The following is a 20,597-nucleotide window of genomic DNA, read 5'->3' on the forward strand; positions in this document are numbered from 1 at the left end:
CCTTAATCACGCAGTGAACGTCCTGTTAATTGTAAAAAGAGTGCCTCTAAATTCGGTTCTTGTACTTCCAGTTTTAAAATTTGAGCGTTGTTCTCAACAACTACCGAAACAACTGTGCCAATTGCCTCGCCACCATTTAGTCCAATATCAATCGTGCTAGTATCTTCGTCAAAAATAATCCGTTCAACAATAGGTAGTGCCTTTAGCTTGTGCAGCAGTTCCTTACTATAACGATTTAATTGCAATTTCACTATAAACCCATCTGTCAGACGATTACATAACTCTCTTTTCGTCCCTAGTGCAATTACCTTTCCGTGATCAACGATGGCAATTCGCTCACATAGATACTCAACTTCTTCCATGTAATGACTCGTATAAATGACCGTCATACCTTTTTCATTTAATTTTTTAACAGTCTCTAAAATATGATTTCTCGATTGTGGATCAATCCCGACTGTCGGTTCATCCATAATTAATAACTCTGGTTCGTGCATAAGTGCTGCACCAATATTAATACGTCTTTTCATTCCACCTGAAAATGTTTCAATTTTATCTTTTCCACGGTCCTGTAAACCGACGTAAGCTAACACTTCTTCTGCTCGCTTTTTGGCAACTCTCCCATTTAAACCGTACATCTTCCCCCAGAAAATCAAATTTTCCTTTGCTGAAAGTGTCGGATACAGCGCAATGTCTTGCGGGACAATACCGATTTTCTTTTTCGCTTCTAATGGATACTCTTTTACAGATTTCCCACCAACTTTTATATCACCACTATCGTATGGAATTAACCCGCAAATCATTGATATCGTCGTTGATTTCCCCGCTCCATTTGGGCCAAGCAATCCAAATGTTTCACCTTTTTTCACTTCCAAAGAAACATTCTTTACAATTTCCTTCTTGCCAAATGATTTCGTAATATGATCTATGACTAACATATTGATTCAGCCCCTTTGCATTCATCTACACTTTCATTGTAGAAAAATTCCTTCTTCTCTCCATCACCCTTGAGATAGAAATACAAAATAAAAAAAGCAGCAAATTCTGCTGCTTTTTTACACTTATATATGCCAAAAGTCATGTGTACATTGTGACGCCATACCTTACTGCGTATATCGCTGCTTGCGTTCGATCTCTCAGTTCTAGCTTACTAATTAAATTAGAAACATGATTCTTAACAGTTCCCTCTGTAATAAATAGCTTTTCGGCAATCTCTTTATTATTTAACCCAAGTCCAATTTCTCTTAAAACATCTACTTCTCGCTCAGTTAACTGTTCTAATTGTTCTGGCGGAGGGCACTCTACTGCTACTTTTGTCTTTTTCAATTCCTTTACAATTTGTGCTGTTATATCTTGAGGAAGCACAGCACCTCCACCGTGTACCGTTAAAATAGCCTGAACGATTGCATCCGTCTCCATGTCCTTCAATAAATATCCGCTCGCTCCTTGCTCTAATGCTTCAAAAATAAGCTCACTATCACTAAAAGTCGTTAACATAAGAACCTTTATATGAGGGAACTGTTCTCTCACTAAACGTGTTCCTTCAACACCATTCATACGAGGCATTCGAATATCCATCAAAATAATTTCAGGATGTAACTCTTTCACTTTTTGTACCACTTCGTCTCCATCAGTAGCCGTTCCCACCACTTCAAGTTCCGGACGTAAATTTAATAACATCGCTAAACCATCACGAATGAGTGATTGATCATCAACAATCATAATGCGAATCATACCGTTCCCCCTATTACCCACGTTTTCTCCTGAAGTGGAAATTCAACCTGTAAACGGAAGCCTTTTTCTATCTCGCTCTCAAATTGAATAGTCCCACCATGTTCCTCTACACGTTCTTTCATATTAAGTAAACCAAAACCTGGGCTTACCTCGTTGACGCCCACACCATTATCCGAAATACATAGTGTAACTTGTTTCGTTGAACAAGTTACACTCACTTCATATAAACTCGCTTTCCCGTGACGTTTCGCATTTGTTAAAGACTCTTGCATAATACGAAGCAACGTAGGCTGTAGTGACAACGGAATCAAAACCGGGTCCCCTTGTAATTGAAAAGATACTTGTACTTTCGTCGCTTTAGAATATCCATGTAACATTTCACGTATATTCTCTATTATGTTCCCTAGTTTACTTTCCTCTTTTAAGGCATGCACAGAAGCTCTCACTTCTTGAAGTGATTTTCTAGCTAACCCATGACATGTATGTAAAACTTCTTCCGTAGCGTCCGATTTTTGTTTCCATAAAGCCTCTGCTAGTTGTAACTGAACAAGTAAGGCAGTCATATTGTGACCAACTATATCATGAATTTCTCGGGCAATATCATTTCGCTCCCGAACAGCTGTCAATTCTTCCACCTCTTTGGCATATAGCCTTAATTGTTCATGTGCTTCTTTTAAAGCTGTATGAGATAATGCTAATTTTCCATATTGCTCATCTACCATTTGCCGAGCAGCCGTAAGTTTTTTTATTAAGTTTCCAGCTAAAGCACTGAAAACGATGAACATAAAGTTAATTGCATTACCCTCCAATTCCAGACCTCCTGTATGTTGGTACGTATGCATTATATTTATAAACCAACAAAGAAAGAAAAAAACGATAAAAAAATAAGTCATGCTTTTACGCCAATCACGAATAAATAATCCTACCGCATCAATTCCAAATATAATTAAATACAAACATGTCTCGGGAAATAAAAATCCTAATAACGCTGTGACAATACCGTTTGCGAGCAAGGTATAAAAAATGAGTTTCCTACTCCCTTTTGCTTTTACAAGCAAAATATGATTCACAATATAAATAAAAAGTGCAATGCCGACAAAGATTTGTAAATTTGCTGTTTCACGTGAAACATGATTTGCGTAAACTAAACAAATCATGACAATTGTAGCAATCCGCGCGTATCCTAACATAAAATTCCCCTCACGTTTCCGTAGCATAAAGCTCATTTTCTTATCATGATAACAAGAAAATTATACCAATATTTATCACTTTGTTATACAAAAAAGAGCAAGCCCTCCCTCAAAATATGAGAAAACAACTTGCTCTTTTTCATTCTATTTTCTTTACTCCACAATATTCTCTAACTCATTATATAAATCTGCTCGTAACAACTCTTTTTTCGTTTTTTCTTCATACAATTGTTCAAGCATTTCAACATCAACTACATTTTCCATTTTACATTCAAGGGCATATATATCTTCTTCTATATGCATTAAATCGTTTTCAACTTTCTCTAAATTTCTAGACTCCTGCTTTTTTATAGGTATCACTTCTAACGCTTTACTCCCTTGCTGCTTCTTTTTCACTACTTGTTTCTCAATTCTTTCTTCCCACTTTTGACGAGCCCATGCATAATTCCCTGCAAACTCAAATAATTTGTGCTCATCAATCCAATATGTCTTTTCAAATAATTTATTTAAGAAATAACGATCATGTGAAACAGCTAAAATAGTCCCATTATATTGTTCAAGTGCTTCCTCTAAAACTTCCCTTGATTCAATATCAAGATGGTTTGTCGGCTCATCTAAAATCAAAAAATTGATGTCTTGATACATAAGTTGCGCAAGCCTTAACCTCATTTTTTCCCCACCACTAAGTTGCGTCACTTTCTTAAAAACAGCTGGACCATAAAATAAAAACCGAGCTAATATGTGTCTTGCTTCCCCCTCTGTTACAGCTACACACTCTCTGAAAGCTTCCAATACATTGTCCTTCATATTCCCATACGTATGTTGCGATAAATAACCGATTTTCACACTACTACCAATCCGAATTTCTCCAGCATCTTGCTGGATTTCTTCTAGTAGTAATTTTAATAACGTAGTCTTTCCTGTACCATTACGTCCAACGATGGCTGCGCGCTCCTGAAAACGAATATGCAAATTTGCTTTCTCGAATAAAGATCGGTCAGCAAATCCTTTACTAACTTCTTTCATTACAACGACATCTTTTCCACTTCTCTCTTGCCCTTCAAACTGAAGTCCCATCTGTTTTCTTTCCAAAATAGGCTTCTTTAGTTTCTCCATGCGCTCTAACGCACGTTCCATATTTCTAGCTCTCTTATGCAATCCTTCATTCGGAGGATTCGCTTGATTTGCCCATTCACGTAGACGCTTAATTGCTTCTTTCATTTTCTTTATTTTCTTTTGCTGTTCTTGATAAGCTTGAAATTCCTGAAGCAACCTTTCTTCTTTTTCCTCAACAAACTGTGAATAGTTCGTATGATATACGTGAATTTCTCCATCTTCTAAATCTAAAATTTTCGTTACAACTTCATCAAGAAAATACCGATCATGCGAAATGACCATAACCGTCCCAACATATTCTTTTAAAAACTGCTCTAACCATTCAACTGCAAATAAATCTAGATGATTTGTTGGTTCATCTAATAAAAGTAAATCTGGTTTCTGCAATAGCATATACGCAAGACTTACCTTTGTCTGTTCCCCGCCACTTAATTCCGTAAATAATCGAGAGAATAGTTCTGTCACTTGTAGGCCATTTGCTACCTTCATAATATTTGCTTCTATTTCGTAACCACCGAGGAATGCGAATCTTTCTTGAATTACTCCGTATCTCTCCATTAACTTTTCTAAAGCAAATGGTTCCAGTTCTTCCGCCATATTCTTTTCTAAAGCATGCATTTCTCTTTCTAATTCCTTTTCTGCTTTAAAAGCAGAACTTAATACATCATATACGGTTATTCCATCATCAAACTTTGGAATTTGTGCCACATGACCAATACGTGTTCCTTTCTTCATATGGATAGCTCCTACATCCACACTCTCCATCCCTGTTAAAAGCTGAAAAATCGTCGTCTTCCCACTACCGTTACGACCAACTAACCCAACACGTTCACCATTCTTTATTTCAAACGATATATTTTCAAATATGATGTTTCCACCAAAAGATTTCGTTACATTATTTACACTACAAATTGTCATTTTCCGTACTCCTTTCAATATAAAAAACCATGGGAAAGAAACATTCCCCATGGTTTTCGGCATAGAAAAAGGAAGCCAAATAGCTCCCTTTTCACACGTTTATTAAAAATGGGTGAAGAGATTTCTATCGTTCAATAGCCACTATGCAATTGTTAAAAAAGGGCATACGTATCCCGTTAACAACCACATCATGAAAAATCGCACGACAAAAATAGATAAAATCTAAAAATTTGGCACGTGCAGCTAAAGAACGTTTCATCTCATTCACCCCTTTCGTACGGAATTTAATACTTACTTCTTTATTATACTTCCCTATTTCATGTTTGAATAGTCATTTTTCTGAAAATAATGAAGATAGACTAAACATTTCAATAAGTGACACCAAATCTTACAAAACTGTTATGTTCACGTAATGGAAAGCGATAGTACGAAAAGATGCCTCCCTATACAATAAAGATGTAAACAAGAGAGACAAACAAAAGGAGGAAACAATCATGATGAAAGAAATCGTAAAAGAAATCTTTGAGGTATTAGTGAACGGACAAGCAGTTGTAAAGGAACTAAATGAACTATAAAAAGGAGTGAAGAAATATGATGAACATGGTAAAAATGATTTTACACGCTTTAGTCGATGCAAAAGCAGTTAGCCAAGAATTAAACCAACAATAAAAAGGGGTCCATGAATATGAAGAAAGCCATTATTGTAATCGCAAGTACAGCAATCGCCTTATACACAATAAAAAATAGAAAAAAGAAAAATAATAAAACTGCTCTATATTATCCATACACATTATTAAAAAGAAAATAAAAGACAAGGTACCCTACTGTAATGAGGATATCTTGTCTTTTATTTTTTTCCTATTCCCTTTAAAGGATTTCCTTCTCCTTTTCCCGAATGTATTAAGCGGGATTTTTACACATATTTTAAAGGGGCATATATACAAATGGATACACAACAACTATATTTTTTAAACGATATCGGTAAACAGAAACCAGAAAGCATTCGGAACCGAAGCGCTGCATGTCCTTTTTGCGACAGAGAAAATTTAACGGATATTTTAGCAACTGAGAGTTCTATTATTTGGCTGAAAAATAAATTCCCTACATTGAAAGATACATTTCAAACGGTGTTAATCGAAACAGATAATTGCGAAGATCATATCGCAACATATACAGAAGAACATATGAGAAAACTAATGCACTTTTCCATTCAACATTGGTTACACTTACAGGACAACGAAGAGTTTGCATCTGTGATTTTATACAAAAATCATGGTCCATTTTCAGGTGGAAGTTTGCATCATGCACACATGCAAATTATCGGTATGAAACATGTAGATTATCTCGAAAATATTGAAGAAGAAAATTTCCAAGGGGTAATTGTTCAAAAAAATGAACGCATTGAACTTAATATTTCAGAGCGTCCTATTATCGGTTTTACTGAATTCAACATAATCATTGGTGATACTACATATATAGATGAAATGGCAAGTTACATTCAGCAAACTGTACGTTACATTCTGACAGATTTCCATAAAGGATGTAGCAGTTATAACTTATTCTTCTATCACTTAAATGGAAAAATTATTTGTAAAGTTGTCCCACGCTTTGTAGTTTCACCATTATATGTGGGGTATAAAATACCGCAAGTTTCTACAAAGTTAGAAGATGTGAAAATACAACTAGCGCAGTACTTCATAAGACAAGAAGGCGAAATTATTTATAAGAAAACAGAGTAGGTGTCGAAAACCTACTCTGTTTTCCCTCATTAACGACCAGTAAAAGCCCGATTGGTTCAACTATTAATCAGCGAGGGATGAATAAACTCCCTCGCTGATTAAAGTTTCACTTTATTACGCCTTTATTTCGATAGTATACATCCTCTAATCCGACGTTATACTTCATATTGTTATCCGTCCACTCTGGCCCTAAATTTCCTGGCCATCCAGATGTATTCGCTATATATTTTAGTAATGCAAAATCAGTCAAACCTTTTTGAACCCCACGTTTGTACCCTTTCACTAAATGCGTCATTGCAATTTGTGCATTTGTACGTGGATCTTTCAACTCTTCATCTGTTAAATGATCTGGTGCAAGCCCACCACCGCGATGTAATTGAAACAACCCGAATGAAGTCCCGTTATCTCCAACGCTTCTTGGATTTAACCTACTTTCATGTTCGGCAATTGTAAGAGGTATCCATTCTGGAAGATTTACTTTCTTTGCTTCCTCTATAATGATCTGTTTCATCTGTTTTGCTTCTTCTGAATCAACATAGCTTGTCTCATTCATTAGCTTACCCATTCCTTCAGACTTACCTTGGAAATATAAATACACTCCAAGAACAACTAAAAATCCTACAAAGAATTTCTTCACTACCTCTACCTCTTTCTCCGCTGAAATTTGTCCCCTTTCAGCCTTCCCTCTACAATTACCCACATTCTATCATTCTCTTACTCTTTCATCATAGCAAATAACTATACATATTATCATCATGCTTTGGACCGATTTTGTGAAAAAACATATGGTAAATACGTGCAAAGATGTAACTTTCATAGACTATAACTTATTTTTTGTATATAATTGTAAGCTGAATTCTAAATATAAACTAGGAGAATAATAATATGAAAAAATGGCTATTACTCTTATTCAGTTTACTACTATTAATTCCTGTCCCTATTTCCGCACATAAAACCGAAAAGCCGAAAGTCCTTATTTTATACAGTTCAAATGATGATCAAATTACAAGTGATATCCAAATACTTAATACACAAGTAGGGCATTTTACTAATAATATAACAATTAAAAACATAAAACAGTTAGCTGAAATAACCGATAAATCTTCGTATACACATGTTATTTACGTGGGTGAAAAACAAGAAGAACTTTCTACTGAGGCAAAAGAATTTCTAGAAAGCTTCCCGGGACCACTACTAGTTTTAGGTCAAAATATAGAACAGTTATCTAATCGTTTTTCGTTTATCACACTTAAAAATGAAGATATAAACTCTGATACAATTGAATATCCAACACGTAAACTAAAGAATACATTAGAGGAAGAGAGAGCAATTAAACAACTTGATACAAATGGAACAATTCTCGCCCATGCTTTAAGAGGAAATAATACTTATCCATTAATTGTACAGCAAAACAATTCTTATTATGTTGCAACTTCCAACCTCTTTGATTGGATATCTTATTATATTGGCGAAAGCTTATTTTCTTATTTTCAACAAAAACCTGAAACTAATAAAAATTTAGCCTATTTACGTCTTGAGGACGTTCACCCAGCTGCAGATATAAACCAATTACAGGACATTGCTGAATTATTAAAGAAAAAAAAGATTCCTTATATGATCACTGTTATTCCTGTATATATAGATCCAGAGACAGGTAAAACGCTACATTTAAAAGATAAACCTGAACTAGTCGATCTTTTACGCTCTATGCAAAATGATGGTGCAGCGATTATTATGCATGGTTATACTCACCAATTTTATGACAGCGAAACTGGTGAAGGCTTTGAATTTTGGGACGTAAAAACAGATCAACCAATTCGCCAACCGAAGCATGAAAAACCAAAAACAAAGGATGACTTCCCCAATACAGAAGCATATAACCAGTACATAAAAAAAGGAGAAGCATTTGAAGAAAAATATACGACAGATCATATTGAAAAAGGTATTCAAGAACTTGTAGATGCTAAACTTTATCCTGTCGCATTTGAAGCACCTCATTACACGATGTCCCAAAAAGGATATGAAATATTATCACGATATTTTTCAACTTATGTAGGACAACTACAGTTAAGCGATACAACTTGGAAATCCATGCACTCTCCAGCATACAGAAGTACACCATCATTTTTACATGGAATGAAATTAATGCCTGAAACAGTTGGATTTATTGAAGAAGATAAACCACAAGCTATTGCCCAAATGAAAGAACGTGCTTTATCTGTCGCTAAATTATCCAATGGAGTTATTGGTGCATTCTATCATCCATACTTAGGAGTGAAACCATTAAAAGAAGTATTAAAAGATCTAGAAAGCATTCCAAACATAGAATGGATTGATTTACAAAAGGAAACGAACGAAGTAAGAATGAAAGATATTCATATTACTACTAATAAAGACGGCATTCGCGTTGAAAAAACAACAAGTACAGATGACGTAATTGATTACATAAAACAATATGGATTTTTCCTTATACTTGGCTTCGTTATCATTGTCTTTCTTTTATTATTAAGACGTGCGAAAAAATTAGAATCATAATAAGAACACCAAGCGAGATGCTTGGTGTTTTTTGACCTAAATCAAAACGTGGCATTTTATTAAAAACTCATTGATCATTTTCATTTCCACCATTAACTTTCTTCTTATACACTCCATCCTTTTTTAAATAATAAAAAGGATAAGAGTAACTCTCCTATCCTTACAAATAAAACTGAATTGTATTTTCATATATTGTTTCTGCAACCTTATCAACGGATATGTTTTTTATAACACTGATTTCTTTTAATACCTCTCGAATCATTCTCGGATGCGTCATAACATCCTCTTGAAATTCCCATGGTCCATCTGTTTCTACCATCATATATTCAAGCGGATAATACGAAACGATTTTTCTAATTTTCTCCTTATGTAAAACATCCGGTGTGATAGAAATATAGTAATCGTTCCTTATCATCCGTTTCATTGTCTCTTCACTTCCTTTAAACCAATGAAAGTGCGCGCGTGAAACTTTATATTCTTCCAGTAAATCACATACAATATCCGCATCTTCATACACTGCGTGTAATACAATTGGTAAATCATATGTACTAGCTAGTTCAACAAACCTTTTTAAAACCGCTATGTATGGATCGATAGCAATATTCCCATCTTCTTTCCTTAAATAATACGGCAAGCCCACTTCACCAATTGCAACGATTTCCTCAGCATGCTCTTCAATGAGTTGATAAATCTGCTCACATTCTCCTTTATGAATCGGTTGCTCCGGATGAAACCCTATTGCTGAGTGTATAAAGGGATATTTCTTTGCTAAAGATAAAGTTTCTTTACATGATTGATAATTCATAGATACTGCAACAAGTCCCTGTATCTCCTTGCTATTTTCCACACCTTTAAGTAATCTACTTTTCTCTTCATCTTTGTATTGATCAACATGTATATGGCTATCAATCCATTTCATCTTTACTCCCCCATAAAAAAAACAAGAAAGGGTCTCCCTTCTTGTTTTATCATCTATATTATTTAACAATTAAATTTGTTATGATATCAAATAATCCAATACACACTACGGCAACAGTAAAGTAGCTACAGAAATCTTTAATTGGAAACTTCACTACTTCTTCTTTATGCATCCCACTTTTCTCCCTTCTTATTATCTCCCTAATTATTTTCTCTATTTGTATCTATTATGCAAAAAATATGACAAATTTACTATCGAATTAACTTACGTAAACCTTACAATATTGTAAGGTTTAAAAAAGAGCCTCATCTAAATAAAGATGAGGACTATTAAAAATTAGTTGGTTTTTCATTCTTCATTCACATTACAAACAGAAAGTAATACATTGAGACTTTCTAGTTACACTATATGAAATTTACTATCTTTTAACCATCGAATTACATTACAGAAGGCTTACATGTTTGTAAGCTATGTGTAATGTAATTCGATAGTTCCCCTTACCTATATTTCGTACAATAAGGTTAGAAAGTAAGCCAAATAAGAAGAACAATCACATAACCAAATTACATTGCTAGTAGCCTACTCTTCTTATACCTTTCACTCATGCTACTACAATGTGTCCCCTTCCCCTTTATATAATAAAAAATGCCTTAGTCTCTATATGGACTAGGGCATTTTTTTACGAAAAATAAAATACCCCCATCTGGTATTTTCTCTTTCGACAAAAAATAGACGGGGGTATATTTTACTATCTTATCGCTAAAAGTTTACTCTTCGCATTTATAGGAATACTTGCAGCCTCAACTTCTTCAATCGACTCACCGTAACGTCCTTTCGCGAACACCTTTAACGTTTCATCTCTCTTTAACATATGTTTAACCGTTTTCTTTATTTTTTGTTCTCTTCCACGTTCATCAAATGCAACAAATTCATATTCGTACCATTCATCGCCAACATGCTGACCAATCGTATTCACAATCGTATAGTATTCTTTCGTCTTATAAAGCGGATTATATTTATCGATAACCGGTCCAAGTTTCGTAGGTAGTAATACTACTACTATCGCTATCATCGCTATTACAGTAGCAATCATTTTTTTCTTCATAATAAACCTTCCTCCTTTACAGGATATCTATACATCCATTTTAAAAAGAAGGAATAAAATCTACCATTGAATCCCATTACATTACTCTTACATTTTTGTAAGAATAAAGTGAAACTTTAATCAGAGGGGGTTTTGTCCATCCCCCTCTGATTATTAGCCCACACCAATCGGGCTTTTACGGGCAGTTAATGCGGAATAAAAAAAGATGAACGAAGTTACTCGTTCATCTTTTAGCTTGCTTTAAAGCCACCGCCAAGTACATCACGTACATCATGGATAACAACGAAGGCATCCTCATCTACTCGGCTAATAACTTGTTTTAACTTAACAAGCTCTTGTTTATTAATAACAACATATAGAACTTCTTTATTTTTACCAGTATATCCGCCGCGTCCTTCTAATACAGTAACACCGCGTGTCATGTTTTTCGTAATAGCCTCACGAATTAAATCTGGTTGATTCGAAATAATCGTAACAGCCGTTTTTGTATCCATTCCTTCTACAATGAAATCAATCACTTTCGCCCCGATGAATACAGCAACAAGTGTATACATTGCTTTTTCTTGCCCTATTATAAATACAGAACCAGCAATTACAACAATATCAATAATAAGTACACCCTTGCCTACACTCCAACCTAAATATTGATTTGCTAACCGAGCTAAAATTGCTGATCCCCCTGATGTACCTCCAGCTTTGAACATACAACCTAATCCAATACCTACAAATACTCCAGCAAATAAGGCCGCTAATAATGTATCACTATTTACATGATACTCAATGTGTTCTGTAACATATAAAAACAAAGATGTTTCTACAATCCCTAAAATTGTATAAACCATCGTTTTCTTATCAAAAAATTTATAACCAATAGCCAGTAAAACTGCGTTTAAAGCAAAGTTCACAATCCCTGGCGACCAATCAAATAAATAGTAAGTAACAACCGTTAAACCAATAATTCCACCTTCTGATAAACGGTTTGGAATTGCAAAGTAATTAATGCCGATTGCGAATAATAATGAACCAATTGTAATTAATGTTATCTCTTTTATACGTTGATTAACCATAGTTCATACCTCCCCCCCATTTGACATTGTATCACTATCTCTTAGAGGTTTAGAAGTGGTTTTTATTCCGCATTTTTTCTCATAATAATCATGATATTATGTTTAAACAAAGGGGTGATTAATTATTCATATTTGCTCTAACTGTACGAACAAAGCGCTCCACATTCCCTTTCTGAATATACTTAGCTCTAACCATTTCATGATTACAAGTAAGTTCGAAACATGGACGAAAATCTATGTCATCTATATGCAAATACGAATACTCTTCAAATATTGCAGGATAGCACGAAAATTTCCCGTAAAAAAGGAGACGTCTAGTAGTGGCAGCGAAAATCCCATGTCGGTAAGCCAAAGTGAAATCATCCTTCTCAAATATCCCTACCACAAAAGCTAAAATCTTTTCATCATCCTCTACATATTTTTTCATACTCAACAAAAGTTCATTCATGCATATTCCTCCAAATTCTATTCATTGTTTTAACACTTGAAAAGAATCCATGGATTATTACAGACCGGTGTAACTCCTTTATAAAGTATGAAACGCGTTTCCTGTCAAAGATATTTCAAAAAAATAATCCGTTATGCGATCATACGCATAACGGATTAAGGCTAAACTGTAGAGCGTTCCACAAGTTTATAAGGGACCTCCACCTTTTCTTGTTTAGAGCTCTCGTCAGTTATTTTTCGATAAAACATTTCAAAAGCTGTTTTGCCTATCCCTTTTAAATCTTGGTCAATAGTTGTTAGTTGTAACACTTGTGAAATAGGTTGATTATCAAAGCTAATAATCGCTAAATCCTCAGGAACTTGAATACCTAATTTTTCAACTTCTGTCATAATCCCAATCGCAACTTCATCTCCTGCTACCATTAACGCTTCAGGACGACTCCGCATTCCCTTTAACCTATGAGCCACTCTCAAACCATCTTCTAACGTGAAACATTCTGTAAAAATCCATTCTTTATTAACTTCTTCATCTATGGATTGCAATTGCTTTTTATAAACATCAAAACGCTTTTGACTACTCGGCCCTAACTTTCTTCCCGTACAATAACCGATTTTTTTATAACCTTTTTTAATAAGATAATTCATTCCTAATTGGAAAGCTGCCGAATGATTTGTATATACACTTGAGATATTTGAAATATCATTATCTTCACAAGCAATTATTGTGCCATAGGAAGCATACGGCTCTATCGTTTCCCAATCATTTGCCCGTGAACAAATAATAAGACCATCTAATTGTTTTGTCTTCAGCATATGTAGGCTCTTCATTTCTTCTTTTTTACTATAATTCGTTTGGCAAAGTAGCACTCTGTAATTATGAGCTAACGCCCCCTCCATCATCCCTCCTACCATTGCATCGAAGCTTGGATGATTAATATAAGGTAGAATTACACCAACAATATTCGTCTTCCCCTTCGATAAATGAACAGCATTTGCATTTTGGGAGTAATTCAACTTCTCAACTATTTCTAAAACGACCTTCCTTTTGTCTTCACTTACATACGGATGATCATTCAATACTCTCGAAACCGTCGTAACCGAAACCCCAGCCATCTTTGCGATATCTTTAATATTAGCCATACACTCACCTCTCCTTTTAACTTAATGAATCCCATGAACATATGTCAAATCTTCTTATCATTACACCTACATTCGTTTTTCTTACAAAAGTGTAATTTTCCCGTAAGCTAATTCGATAGTGAACCTCCGCAATATTTCATACAATTAAGTCAGAAGCAGAGCAACAACTATTCGAAAAGGAGCGGATCAATATGATGAACAAAATGAAAACGAACAAATTTATGAATACAATGGGCATGGTATTTTCCGCTCTTATCGATGCAAAATCTGTTGCTTCTACATTAAACAAGTAAGGAGAATGTATTATGAATAACATCACTTTTAACAAATTAGATTTTTTAGGACTAGCTAGCGGCTCTCTTCTTCTTACTGCTTTTATTTACGCTGCTACGCTTGTATAAACTCTGTGTCCCCTTTATATAAATAGTAATAGAAAAGACGACCGTCTATGCCCGGTCGTCTTTTCTTACTTTTGATTTGATTGAAGAGCTTCCTTTAGCTCTTCAAACTTTTCATTTAATTGATCTGTCATCATTTTCATAGCCGTTTTTCGATCTATTTGTTCTTCAGCATCAATTTGAATTGGGTCTCCAAAAACTAATTGCGCTTTTTTTCCTTTTATCAATTCTTTTACACTTGATGGACCAATATAAGCTGCCGGTACTAACGGAACGTTAGAACGCAGTGCAATCGTAACAGCCCCAGCTTTTAATGAAACATCTTCTGTTGATCTCGTCCCACTCGGGAAAATCCCTACTACTTTTCCTTCTTTTAATAGGCGTGATGGAATTTTGAGTGTACTTGGCCCTGGGTTCGCACGGTCTACAGGGAATGCATTTACATTTTTAAAGAACCAATTTTTAAATTTACCTTCAAACAATTCTTTTTTTGCCATGTAATGAATTTGGGTTGGATACATCCCCGTTGCTAACATTAAAACATCCATAAAACTTGTATGTGTACATGCAACAACGTAAGGGCCACCTTCCGGCAATTTCTCTCTTCCTTGCACTTCTACCTTCCCAGCCATTTTAAATATATATTTCAACGAAAATGTAATTGGTTTATACATTTGTTTCGTTCCTTTCTGAATATCCGAAGTATAATTATTTTCTTACAATGATTATAACACTAAGTTTTAGGAGTTGGTAATAAAAATAAGTATTTATTGTTAAATTTCAATTCTTACAAAAGTGTAATTTTCTTGTAAGCTAATTCGATAGTTACTTCTTGCGATATTTCATACAATTGAGTCAGAAAGAAACAACAACTACTCGAAAAGGAGCGGATCATTATGATAAATGAAGTAAAAATGAACAATTTCTTAACTACAATGAGCATAGTATTTTCCGCCCTTATCGATGCAAAATCTGTTGCTTCTACATTAAACAAGTAAGGAGAATGTATTATGAATAACATCACTTTTAACAAATTAGATTTTTTAGGATTAGCTAGCGGCTCTCTTCTTCTTACTACTTTTATTTACGCTGCTACGCTTATATAAACTTTGTGTCCCCTTTCCCCTTTATATAGAAAAAGACGACCGTCTATGCCCGGTCGTCTTTTTAAATTTTTCTTTCTTTTAACTCTTTTAAAAGCTGTATCAGTTCAGCTTGTTGTTTTATCTTCTTACGACCGTTTCGATTAATTGCTGCAAGCTCGCAAGCAACTCCGACGGCGAAGAAAAACAATAAACTTTCTAACATGTGAAATCCTCCAATTGGCTATTAAACAGCTTGGCGTAATTGCTCTTCTTGTAAAACTTGCTTACTTATATTTTCTTCTTTTCTCTGACAAACGTTATTGCGAATAAGCGCTGCAATAACAAGTAATGTTCCTACAATATCAAACATTGTTATTTGATATCCTTGCATCATCATAATAATCAAAGTCGTAATGGGTACAAAATTAATAAATAAAATGCCGTTAATCGATGATAAGATTTTCACACCGTAATTCCAAGCGAGTAGCGCTACGATACCTGGTAATGTCATCATAAATAATAAATCATATTTCACAATAGAAATCGTTCCCATACTCGGTACCGATACATATCCAAACGATGTGATGATTACAGTTATAATCCCTGTAACAGCAGTGCCAAATACGCATGTCAACGTAGAATAACGTAACGTTGACCAATCGCTACACGTTTGACCACCCATCGTATAAATAACCCATCCTACAACACCAATAAATATAAATGCTAGCGAAAACATGTTATCTTTCAATGTTAAAAAGAAACTCATGTCACCTTTCGTAATAACAAATACAGCTCCTACAAAAGCGATAATCATACTCGTTATCATATACTTTTTCGGTTTTATATGCTTATATCCCCATAAAATACAAATGGAAATCATCGGCATAAGTGCTTCCATAATAGAGGCTACCATTACACCTGATTTTCCCATTAACATTTGTCCTAAAAATACGAGTACATTATATACAGTAAACGCCATCGTTCCAAAAAAGACGAGTAACTTTCCTCTTCCTTCTAAACGAAATGCCTGTTTTCCTTCTTTCATTAACAATAATACAATCAGTACTATCGCCACTGCTCCATATCGAATAAGTGAAAAATAAAATGGATCTATGTATTCTAACGCATGATCAGCAACCGGAAACATCGCTCCCCATGACATACTTGCGATTAAACATGCCAAAGCTCCTATTATCATTTGACCTCTTCTCACCACAATCCCCCGCTTCTTTCTATTTGCACAAAGAGAATTGTAAAAGAAAAAATATATCACGTAAAATGATTCAAAATGATGTTAACTATCATTTATAATGATAGTTAACATCAAGGGGGAGCATAAAATGGAATTACGAGACTTACAAATCTTTCAAAGCGTCGCCGACAGAGGTAGTGTAAGCGGCGCAGCAAAGGAATTAAATTATGTACAATCTAATGTAACTGCACGTATTAAGCAACTAGAAAACGAGCTGAAAACACCGCTCTTTTACCGTCATAAACGAGGGATGACTTTAACGGCTGAAGGAAGAAAAATGCTCGTTTATGTTAATAAAATTTTGCAAGATGTTGAAGAGCTAAAACAAGTGTTTTTAGATAGTGAAACACCATCTGGTATATTAAAAATCGGTACAGTCGAAACAGTAAGTACATTGCCTACCATTTTGTCTTCTTACTATAAAAGCTATCCAAACGTTGATTTATCATTACAAGCAGGACTAACAGAAGAACTTATTAGAGAAGTACTTGACCATCAATTAGATGGTGCTTTTATATCAGGCCCAATAAAACATCCAATTATTGAACAATATGATGTCAGTACAGAAAAGCTTGTACTTGTTACACACAACAAAGCCTTTCATATAGAAGAATTCACCACAACTCCTCTTCTAGTTTTCAATCAAGGATGCGGGTATCGTTCTAAACTCGAACGTTGGCTTAAAGATGAAGGATTACTTCCAAAAAGAATTATGGAATTTAACATATTAGAAACAATATTAAACAGTGTTGCACTTGGCCTTGGAATTACACTCGTACCACAATCTGCCGTTCAACATCTTTCTAAAGCTGGCAAGGTACATTGTCATGCAATTCCTGAAAAATATGGTAGTATTTCAACAGTTTTCATACGCCGTAAAGATAGCTACATGACGAATTCAATGCGTAGCTTTTTAAAAACAATTGAAGAGCATCATCATATCAATATGCTTTAAAAGACATTCTTACACGAATGTCTTTTTTTCTTACAAAAGTGTAAGTCTTCCGTAAGCTAATTCGATAGTTGTAATCCATTATTTTTCCTATAATTAAGACATAAAGCAGGGCAACAACTATTCGAAAAGGAGCGGATATGCATGATGAACAAAATGAAATCAAACAAATTTTTTAACACAATGGGCATGGTGCTATCCGCACTTGTCGATGCAAAAGCAGTTGCAACTACATTAAACAAATAAGGAGAGATTATGATGAACAACATTACTTTCAACAAATCAGACTTTATCGGACTTGCAAGTGGAGCGACTCTTCTTACAGCTTTCATTTACACACTTGCTCAAAGTCTTGTTTAACAATTCGTTTCCCCAACCCCCTTTATATATAGAAAAAGCTGCTCGTCTTATAGACAAGCAGCTTTTTAGTTTGTTTCATATATAATTTGACCCGTTTTAGTCATATCATATCCGCCAATCACTTTTAATTCGTTATGAAAATCTTCCGATTGCAGTATTTCTTTTATAACCTCAATAAGTTCCTCATTTTCTTTATTCTTTAGAAGCACTAGATCATACTGTTCTTCCATTATCGGAATAAAGTCTACATTTACAATTTGTGAAACCTTTTCTGACCCTACTCCAACATCTGCTTTCCCGTTCGCCACTTGCGTGGCAACACCGAGATGATTCGATTCTTCCCATTCATATCCGCTAATATCATCTTTATTTAATTTTTGGATTCGTAATTGCTCATCCACTAAAACTCTAATACCAGAACCTTTTTCTCGATTTACAAATCTTATAGAGGATTGGGATATGTCAGCCCATGTCTTTATTTTCTTTGGATTTCCTTTTTGGACATAAAACCCTACGTTTCTTGCCAATAAATTAATCATAATACATGGCTGTCCCACTAAAATACGTTTTACGTAAGGAACATTATATGTACCTGTTTCCCCATCAAACAAGTGCAAACTAACGATATTTCCTTCACCTTGATACATTTTCACTAAACTAGTCAAACTACCTTGATATGCTCTTAATATATTAGAGCTTGGCAGACGCTTTTCTATACGTTTTGCTAACATATCTAACGTTAGTTCTTGCCCACTAATAATACACGTATTCAAGATACTACTATCGTTTTTTACAGGAGTAACTTGTACCTTTCCTGTTTTCATTTGTTTTATATATTGTTCTAAATCTGCTGCATCAATACGCATCTGTCTACCAACTCTATAAGAAGGAAGTTCTCCTTTTTTAATTAAGTCGTATACAGTTAGTTTTGATACTTTTAATCGCTTCGCTACTTCTTCCGTTGTGTAGGAATGATGATCCATAGACGATTCCTCACTTTCTTCTTTCATTGTAACAAAGAAAAGAATATTTCTCCTATTTTTTAAAAACAACCATATCGTTCAAATTATATTCAATTATAACTAGTTATATTTAGTTATATTTAGTTATAATTAATTATGTCAAAACGAAAGGGGATTTTTTTATGAACAAATTCACATTACGATCTATTGGGGCACTTATACTTTCTTTCCTTCTTATATTTAGTGCTGCTTGTACAAGCAAGGAAAAAAAAGAAAAGTCAGTTGCTAAAGAGGGAAAAACAGTCGAACTGACTATATCAGCTGCTGCTAGCTTACAAGATGCATTAAAAGAAATTGAAACACAATATAAAGAGAAAGAGCCTAATATTAAGCTTTCTTTTAACTTCGGTGCTTCTGGTGCACTTCAACAACAAATTGAACAAGGCGCACCTGCCGATTTATTCTTCTCTGCAGCAGAAGATAAATTCCAAACTCTTGTAAAAAAGGGGGTCATTAATGAAAAAGAAGGGAAAAATCTTCTTGGAAATGAACTAGTTCTAGTCGTCCCAAAAGATAGTTCTCTTACAAAATTTCAAGATTTAAAAGATGAGAAAATCAAGAAAATCGCACTTGGTACACCTGAATCTGTACCTGCTGGAAAATATGCAAAAGCTTCTCTCACACATGAAAATCTTTGGAATGACATTCAAAATAAAATCGTATTTACAAAAGATGTTCGCCAAGTGTTAACATATGTAGAAACAGGTAATGTCGATGCTGGTATTGTATACAAAACAGATGCTCTCATTTCAGACAAAGTAAAAATTGGCGAGACGGCAGCAGCTACTTCTCATGAGCCAATCCACTATCCTTTAGGCGTTATAAAAGAATCGAAGCATAAGAAAGAGGCGACTTCATTTTATGAATATTTGCAGTCAAAAGATGCACAATCTATCTTTAAGAAATATGGATTTACAGTCCTATCATAATTGCCATGAGCTTTGATGCTATTTTGTCACCCGTCTTTCTATCTTTACGAGTAGCTGCATGCGCCACCATTATCGTCACAATTTTAGGAACGATTATCGGCCGGTCGCTAGCACGCTCCTCATGGCGATATAAAGTAATACTAGAAACTATTTTCTTATTACCAATGGTACTTCCGCCAACTGTAATCGGCTTTTTTCTCATTATCATTTTTGGAAAAAACAGCCCGATTGGAATGTGGATCGAATCATTATTTCAGCAGTCCATTATGTTCACATCTACTGCTGCTATCATCGCTTCTACCGTTGTTGCATTTCCGCTCATGTATCAATCAGCGAAAACAGGATTTTCTGTCGCAAATATACAAATTGAAGAGGGTGCTCGCGATCTTGGCGCAAGTGAATATCAAGTTTTTCTACACGTTACACTTCCGCTTGCATTTCCCGCACTACTAAGCGGTATGATTTTAAGCTTTGTTCGTGCACTAGGAGAATTTGGTGCTACACTCATGTTTGCTGGGAACATTCCAGGGAAAACACAGACAATCCCAACAGCAATTTACATGGCCATTGATGCAAGTAATATGCAGCTCGCTTGGACACTTGTAATTATCACTATTAGTATGTCACTCCTATTTCTGCTATGTATTCAGCTTATTAATAAAAGAATTACTAACCCTTAAAACAGCTTTCGA

24 protein-coding genes are annotated in these 20,597 nt (G+C 34.8%); 9 read left to right on the forward strand and 15 right to left on the reverse strand.

What is annotated here, in order from left to right:
* Positions 1–2: 2 nt before the first annotated feature.
* The 5 genes from ACQKNR_RS24160 to ACQKNR_RS24180 form a co-directional block, all read right to left on the reverse strand.
* Positions 3–935 carry an ABC transporter ATP-binding protein gene (locus tag ACQKNR_RS24160; protein ID WP_427321329.1) on the reverse strand — a complete coding sequence of 311 codons (933 nt, stop codon included), beginning with the start codon at positions 933–935 and terminating at the stop codon, positions 3–5.
* Positions 936–1,074: 139 nt separating this feature from the next.
* Positions 1,075–1,731 (reverse strand): response regulator, encoded by a 657-nt coding sequence (locus ACQKNR_RS24165; RefSeq protein WP_427321331.1) that lies wholly within the window; start codon positions 1,729–1,731, stop codon positions 1,075–1,077.
* Positions 1,728–2,921 (reverse strand): sensor histidine kinase, encoded by a 1,194-nt coding sequence (locus tag ACQKNR_RS24170; protein WP_427321333.1) that lies wholly within the window; start codon positions 2,919–2,921, stop codon positions 1,728–1,730. Before ACQKNR_RS24170 ends, ACQKNR_RS24165 begins: the two co-directional genes overlap by 4 nt.
* Before the next feature lie 153 nt (positions 2,922–3,074).
* Positions 3,075–5,006: a ribosomal protection-like ABC-F family protein gene (abc-f, locus tag ACQKNR_RS24175; protein WP_427321420.1), complete on the reverse strand. Its 1,932-nt coding sequence runs from the start codon at positions 5,004–5,006 to the stop codon at positions 3,075–3,077.
* Between the two features lie 73 nt (positions 5,007–5,079).
* Entirely contained in the window at positions 5,080–5,214 is a 135-nt protein-coding gene (locus tag ACQKNR_RS24180; RefSeq protein WP_098268924.1) for an RAxF-45 family protein, read from the reverse strand.
* Between the two features lie 420 nt (positions 5,215–5,634).
* Between ACQKNR_RS24180 and ACQKNR_RS24185 the strand changes: the two genes are divergently transcribed.
* Positions 5,635–5,763: a spore coat protein B gene (locus tag ACQKNR_RS24185; RefSeq protein WP_427321336.1), complete on the forward strand. Its 129-nt coding sequence runs from the start codon at positions 5,635–5,637 to the stop codon at positions 5,761–5,763.
* Between the two features lie 136 nt (positions 5,764–5,899).
* Positions 5,900–6,694 carry a DUF4931 domain-containing protein gene (locus ACQKNR_RS24190; RefSeq protein ID WP_427321337.1) on the forward strand — a complete coding sequence of 265 codons (795 nt, stop codon included), beginning with the start codon at positions 5,900–5,902 and terminating at the stop codon, positions 6,692–6,694.
* A gap of 106 nt (positions 6,695–6,800) precedes the next feature.
* Here the strand turns inward: ACQKNR_RS24190 and ACQKNR_RS24195 are convergent, their stop codons facing one another.
* Positions 6,801–7,331: a transglycosylase SLT domain-containing protein gene (locus ACQKNR_RS24195; protein ID WP_193414354.1), complete on the reverse strand. Its 531-nt coding sequence runs from the start codon at positions 7,329–7,331 to the stop codon at positions 6,801–6,803.
* A gap of 248 nt (positions 7,332–7,579) precedes the next feature.
* Between ACQKNR_RS24195 and ACQKNR_RS24200 the strand changes: the two genes are divergently transcribed.
* Complete coding sequence (locus tag ACQKNR_RS24200) at positions 7,580–9,229, forward strand: DUF2334 domain-containing protein (protein WP_427321340.1); 1,650 nt, start codon at positions 7,580–7,582, stop codon at positions 9,227–9,229.
* A 160-nt stretch (positions 9,230–9,389) separates the two neighbouring features.
* Here the strand turns inward: ACQKNR_RS24200 and ACQKNR_RS24205 are convergent, their stop codons facing one another.
* The 5 genes from ACQKNR_RS24205 to ACQKNR_RS24225 form a co-directional block, all read right to left on the reverse strand.
* Positions 9,390–10,148, reverse strand: coding sequence for a TatD family hydrolase (locus ACQKNR_RS24205; RefSeq protein WP_427321342.1), 759 nt, complete (start codon positions 10,146–10,148; stop codon positions 9,390–9,392).
* 748 nt (positions 10,149–10,896) lie between these two features.
* Positions 10,897–11,253, reverse strand: coding sequence for a YxeA family protein (locus ACQKNR_RS24210; RefSeq protein WP_427321344.1), 357 nt, complete (start codon positions 11,251–11,253; stop codon positions 10,897–10,899).
* A gap of 230 nt (positions 11,254–11,483) precedes the next feature.
* Positions 11,484–12,320, reverse strand: coding sequence for a YitT family protein (locus ACQKNR_RS24215; protein WP_427321346.1), 837 nt, complete (start codon positions 12,318–12,320; stop codon positions 11,484–11,486).
* Between the two features lie 118 nt (positions 12,321–12,438).
* Positions 12,439–12,768, reverse strand: coding sequence for a PH domain-containing protein (locus tag ACQKNR_RS24220; protein WP_427321348.1), 330 nt, complete (start codon positions 12,766–12,768; stop codon positions 12,439–12,441).
* 161 nt (positions 12,769–12,929) lie between these two features.
* Positions 12,930–13,907, reverse strand: coding sequence for a LacI family DNA-binding transcriptional regulator (locus ACQKNR_RS24225; protein WP_427321350.1), 978 nt, complete (start codon positions 13,905–13,907; stop codon positions 12,930–12,932).
* Positions 13,908–14,212: 305 nt separating this feature from the next.
* Between ACQKNR_RS24225 and ACQKNR_RS24230 the strand changes: the two genes are divergently transcribed.
* Entirely contained in the window at positions 14,213–14,308 is a 96-nt protein-coding gene (locus ACQKNR_RS24230) for a DUF3948 family protein (protein WP_001060007.1), read from the forward strand.
* A 65-nt stretch (positions 14,309–14,373) separates the two neighbouring features.
* Here the strand turns inward: ACQKNR_RS24230 and ACQKNR_RS24235 are convergent, their stop codons facing one another.
* The gene (locus ACQKNR_RS24235) at positions 14,374–14,979 is read right to left on the reverse strand and encodes a lysophospholipid acyltransferase family protein (RefSeq protein WP_427321352.1); all 606 of its coding nucleotides are present in this window, start codon (positions 14,977–14,979) and stop codon (positions 14,374–14,376) included.
* A 336-nt stretch (positions 14,980–15,315) separates the two neighbouring features.
* Between ACQKNR_RS24235 and ACQKNR_RS24240 the strand changes: the two genes are divergently transcribed.
* The gene (locus tag ACQKNR_RS24240) at positions 15,316–15,411 is read left to right on the forward strand and encodes a DUF3948 family protein (RefSeq protein ID WP_427321353.1); all 96 of its coding nucleotides are present in this window, start codon (positions 15,316–15,318) and stop codon (positions 15,409–15,411) included.
* 61 nt (positions 15,412–15,472) lie between these two features.
* On the opposite strand, the gene ACQKNR_RS24245 is transcribed toward ACQKNR_RS24240, so the two are convergent.
* Together ACQKNR_RS24245 and ACQKNR_RS24250 are read right to left on the reverse strand one after the other, a co-directional pair.
* Positions 15,473–15,613 carry a YrzO family protein gene (locus tag ACQKNR_RS24245; RefSeq protein ID WP_002115427.1) on the reverse strand — a complete coding sequence of 47 codons (141 nt, stop codon included), beginning with the start codon at positions 15,611–15,613 and terminating at the stop codon, positions 15,473–15,475.
* Positions 15,614–15,634: 21 nt separating this feature from the next.
* Positions 15,635–16,603: a DMT family transporter gene (locus ACQKNR_RS24250; protein WP_427321355.1), complete on the reverse strand. Its 969-nt coding sequence runs from the start codon at positions 16,601–16,603 to the stop codon at positions 15,635–15,637.
* A gap of 127 nt (positions 16,604–16,730) precedes the next feature.
* On the opposite strand from ACQKNR_RS24250, the gene ACQKNR_RS24255 reads away from it, so the two are divergent.
* The gene (locus ACQKNR_RS24255) at positions 16,731–17,597 is read left to right on the forward strand and encodes a LysR family transcriptional regulator (protein WP_427321357.1); all 867 of its coding nucleotides are present in this window, start codon (positions 16,731–16,733) and stop codon (positions 17,595–17,597) included.
* Positions 17,598–17,852: 255 nt separating this feature from the next.
* Positions 17,853–17,954, forward strand: coding sequence for a DUF3948 family protein (locus ACQKNR_RS24260; protein WP_001060020.1), 102 nt, complete (start codon positions 17,853–17,855; stop codon positions 17,952–17,954).
* 65 nt (positions 17,955–18,019) lie between these two features.
* Here the strand turns inward: ACQKNR_RS24260 and ACQKNR_RS24265 are convergent, their stop codons facing one another.
* Complete coding sequence (locus ACQKNR_RS24265; RefSeq protein ID WP_427321422.1) at positions 18,020–18,964, reverse strand: substrate-binding domain-containing protein; 945 nt, start codon at positions 18,962–18,964, stop codon at positions 18,020–18,022.
* A 134-nt stretch (positions 18,965–19,098) separates the two neighbouring features.
* On the opposite strand from ACQKNR_RS24265, the gene modA reads away from it, so the two are divergent.
* Positions 19,099–19,905 carry a molybdate ABC transporter substrate-binding protein gene (gene modA, locus ACQKNR_RS24270; RefSeq protein WP_427321359.1) on the forward strand — a complete coding sequence of 269 codons (807 nt, stop codon included), beginning with the start codon at positions 19,099–19,101 and terminating at the stop codon, positions 19,903–19,905.
* 5 nt (positions 19,906–19,910) lie between these two features.
* Complete coding sequence (gene modB / locus ACQKNR_RS24275) at positions 19,911–20,585, forward strand: molybdate ABC transporter permease subunit (protein ID WP_427321361.1); 675 nt, start codon at positions 19,911–19,913, stop codon at positions 20,583–20,585.
* Positions 20,586–20,597: the final 12 nt, after the last annotated feature.

Source organism: Bacillus sp. NPDC094077 (assembly GCF_050279465.1).
Classification (GTDB): Bacteria; Bacillota; Bacilli; order Bacillales; family Bacillaceae_G; genus Bacillus_A.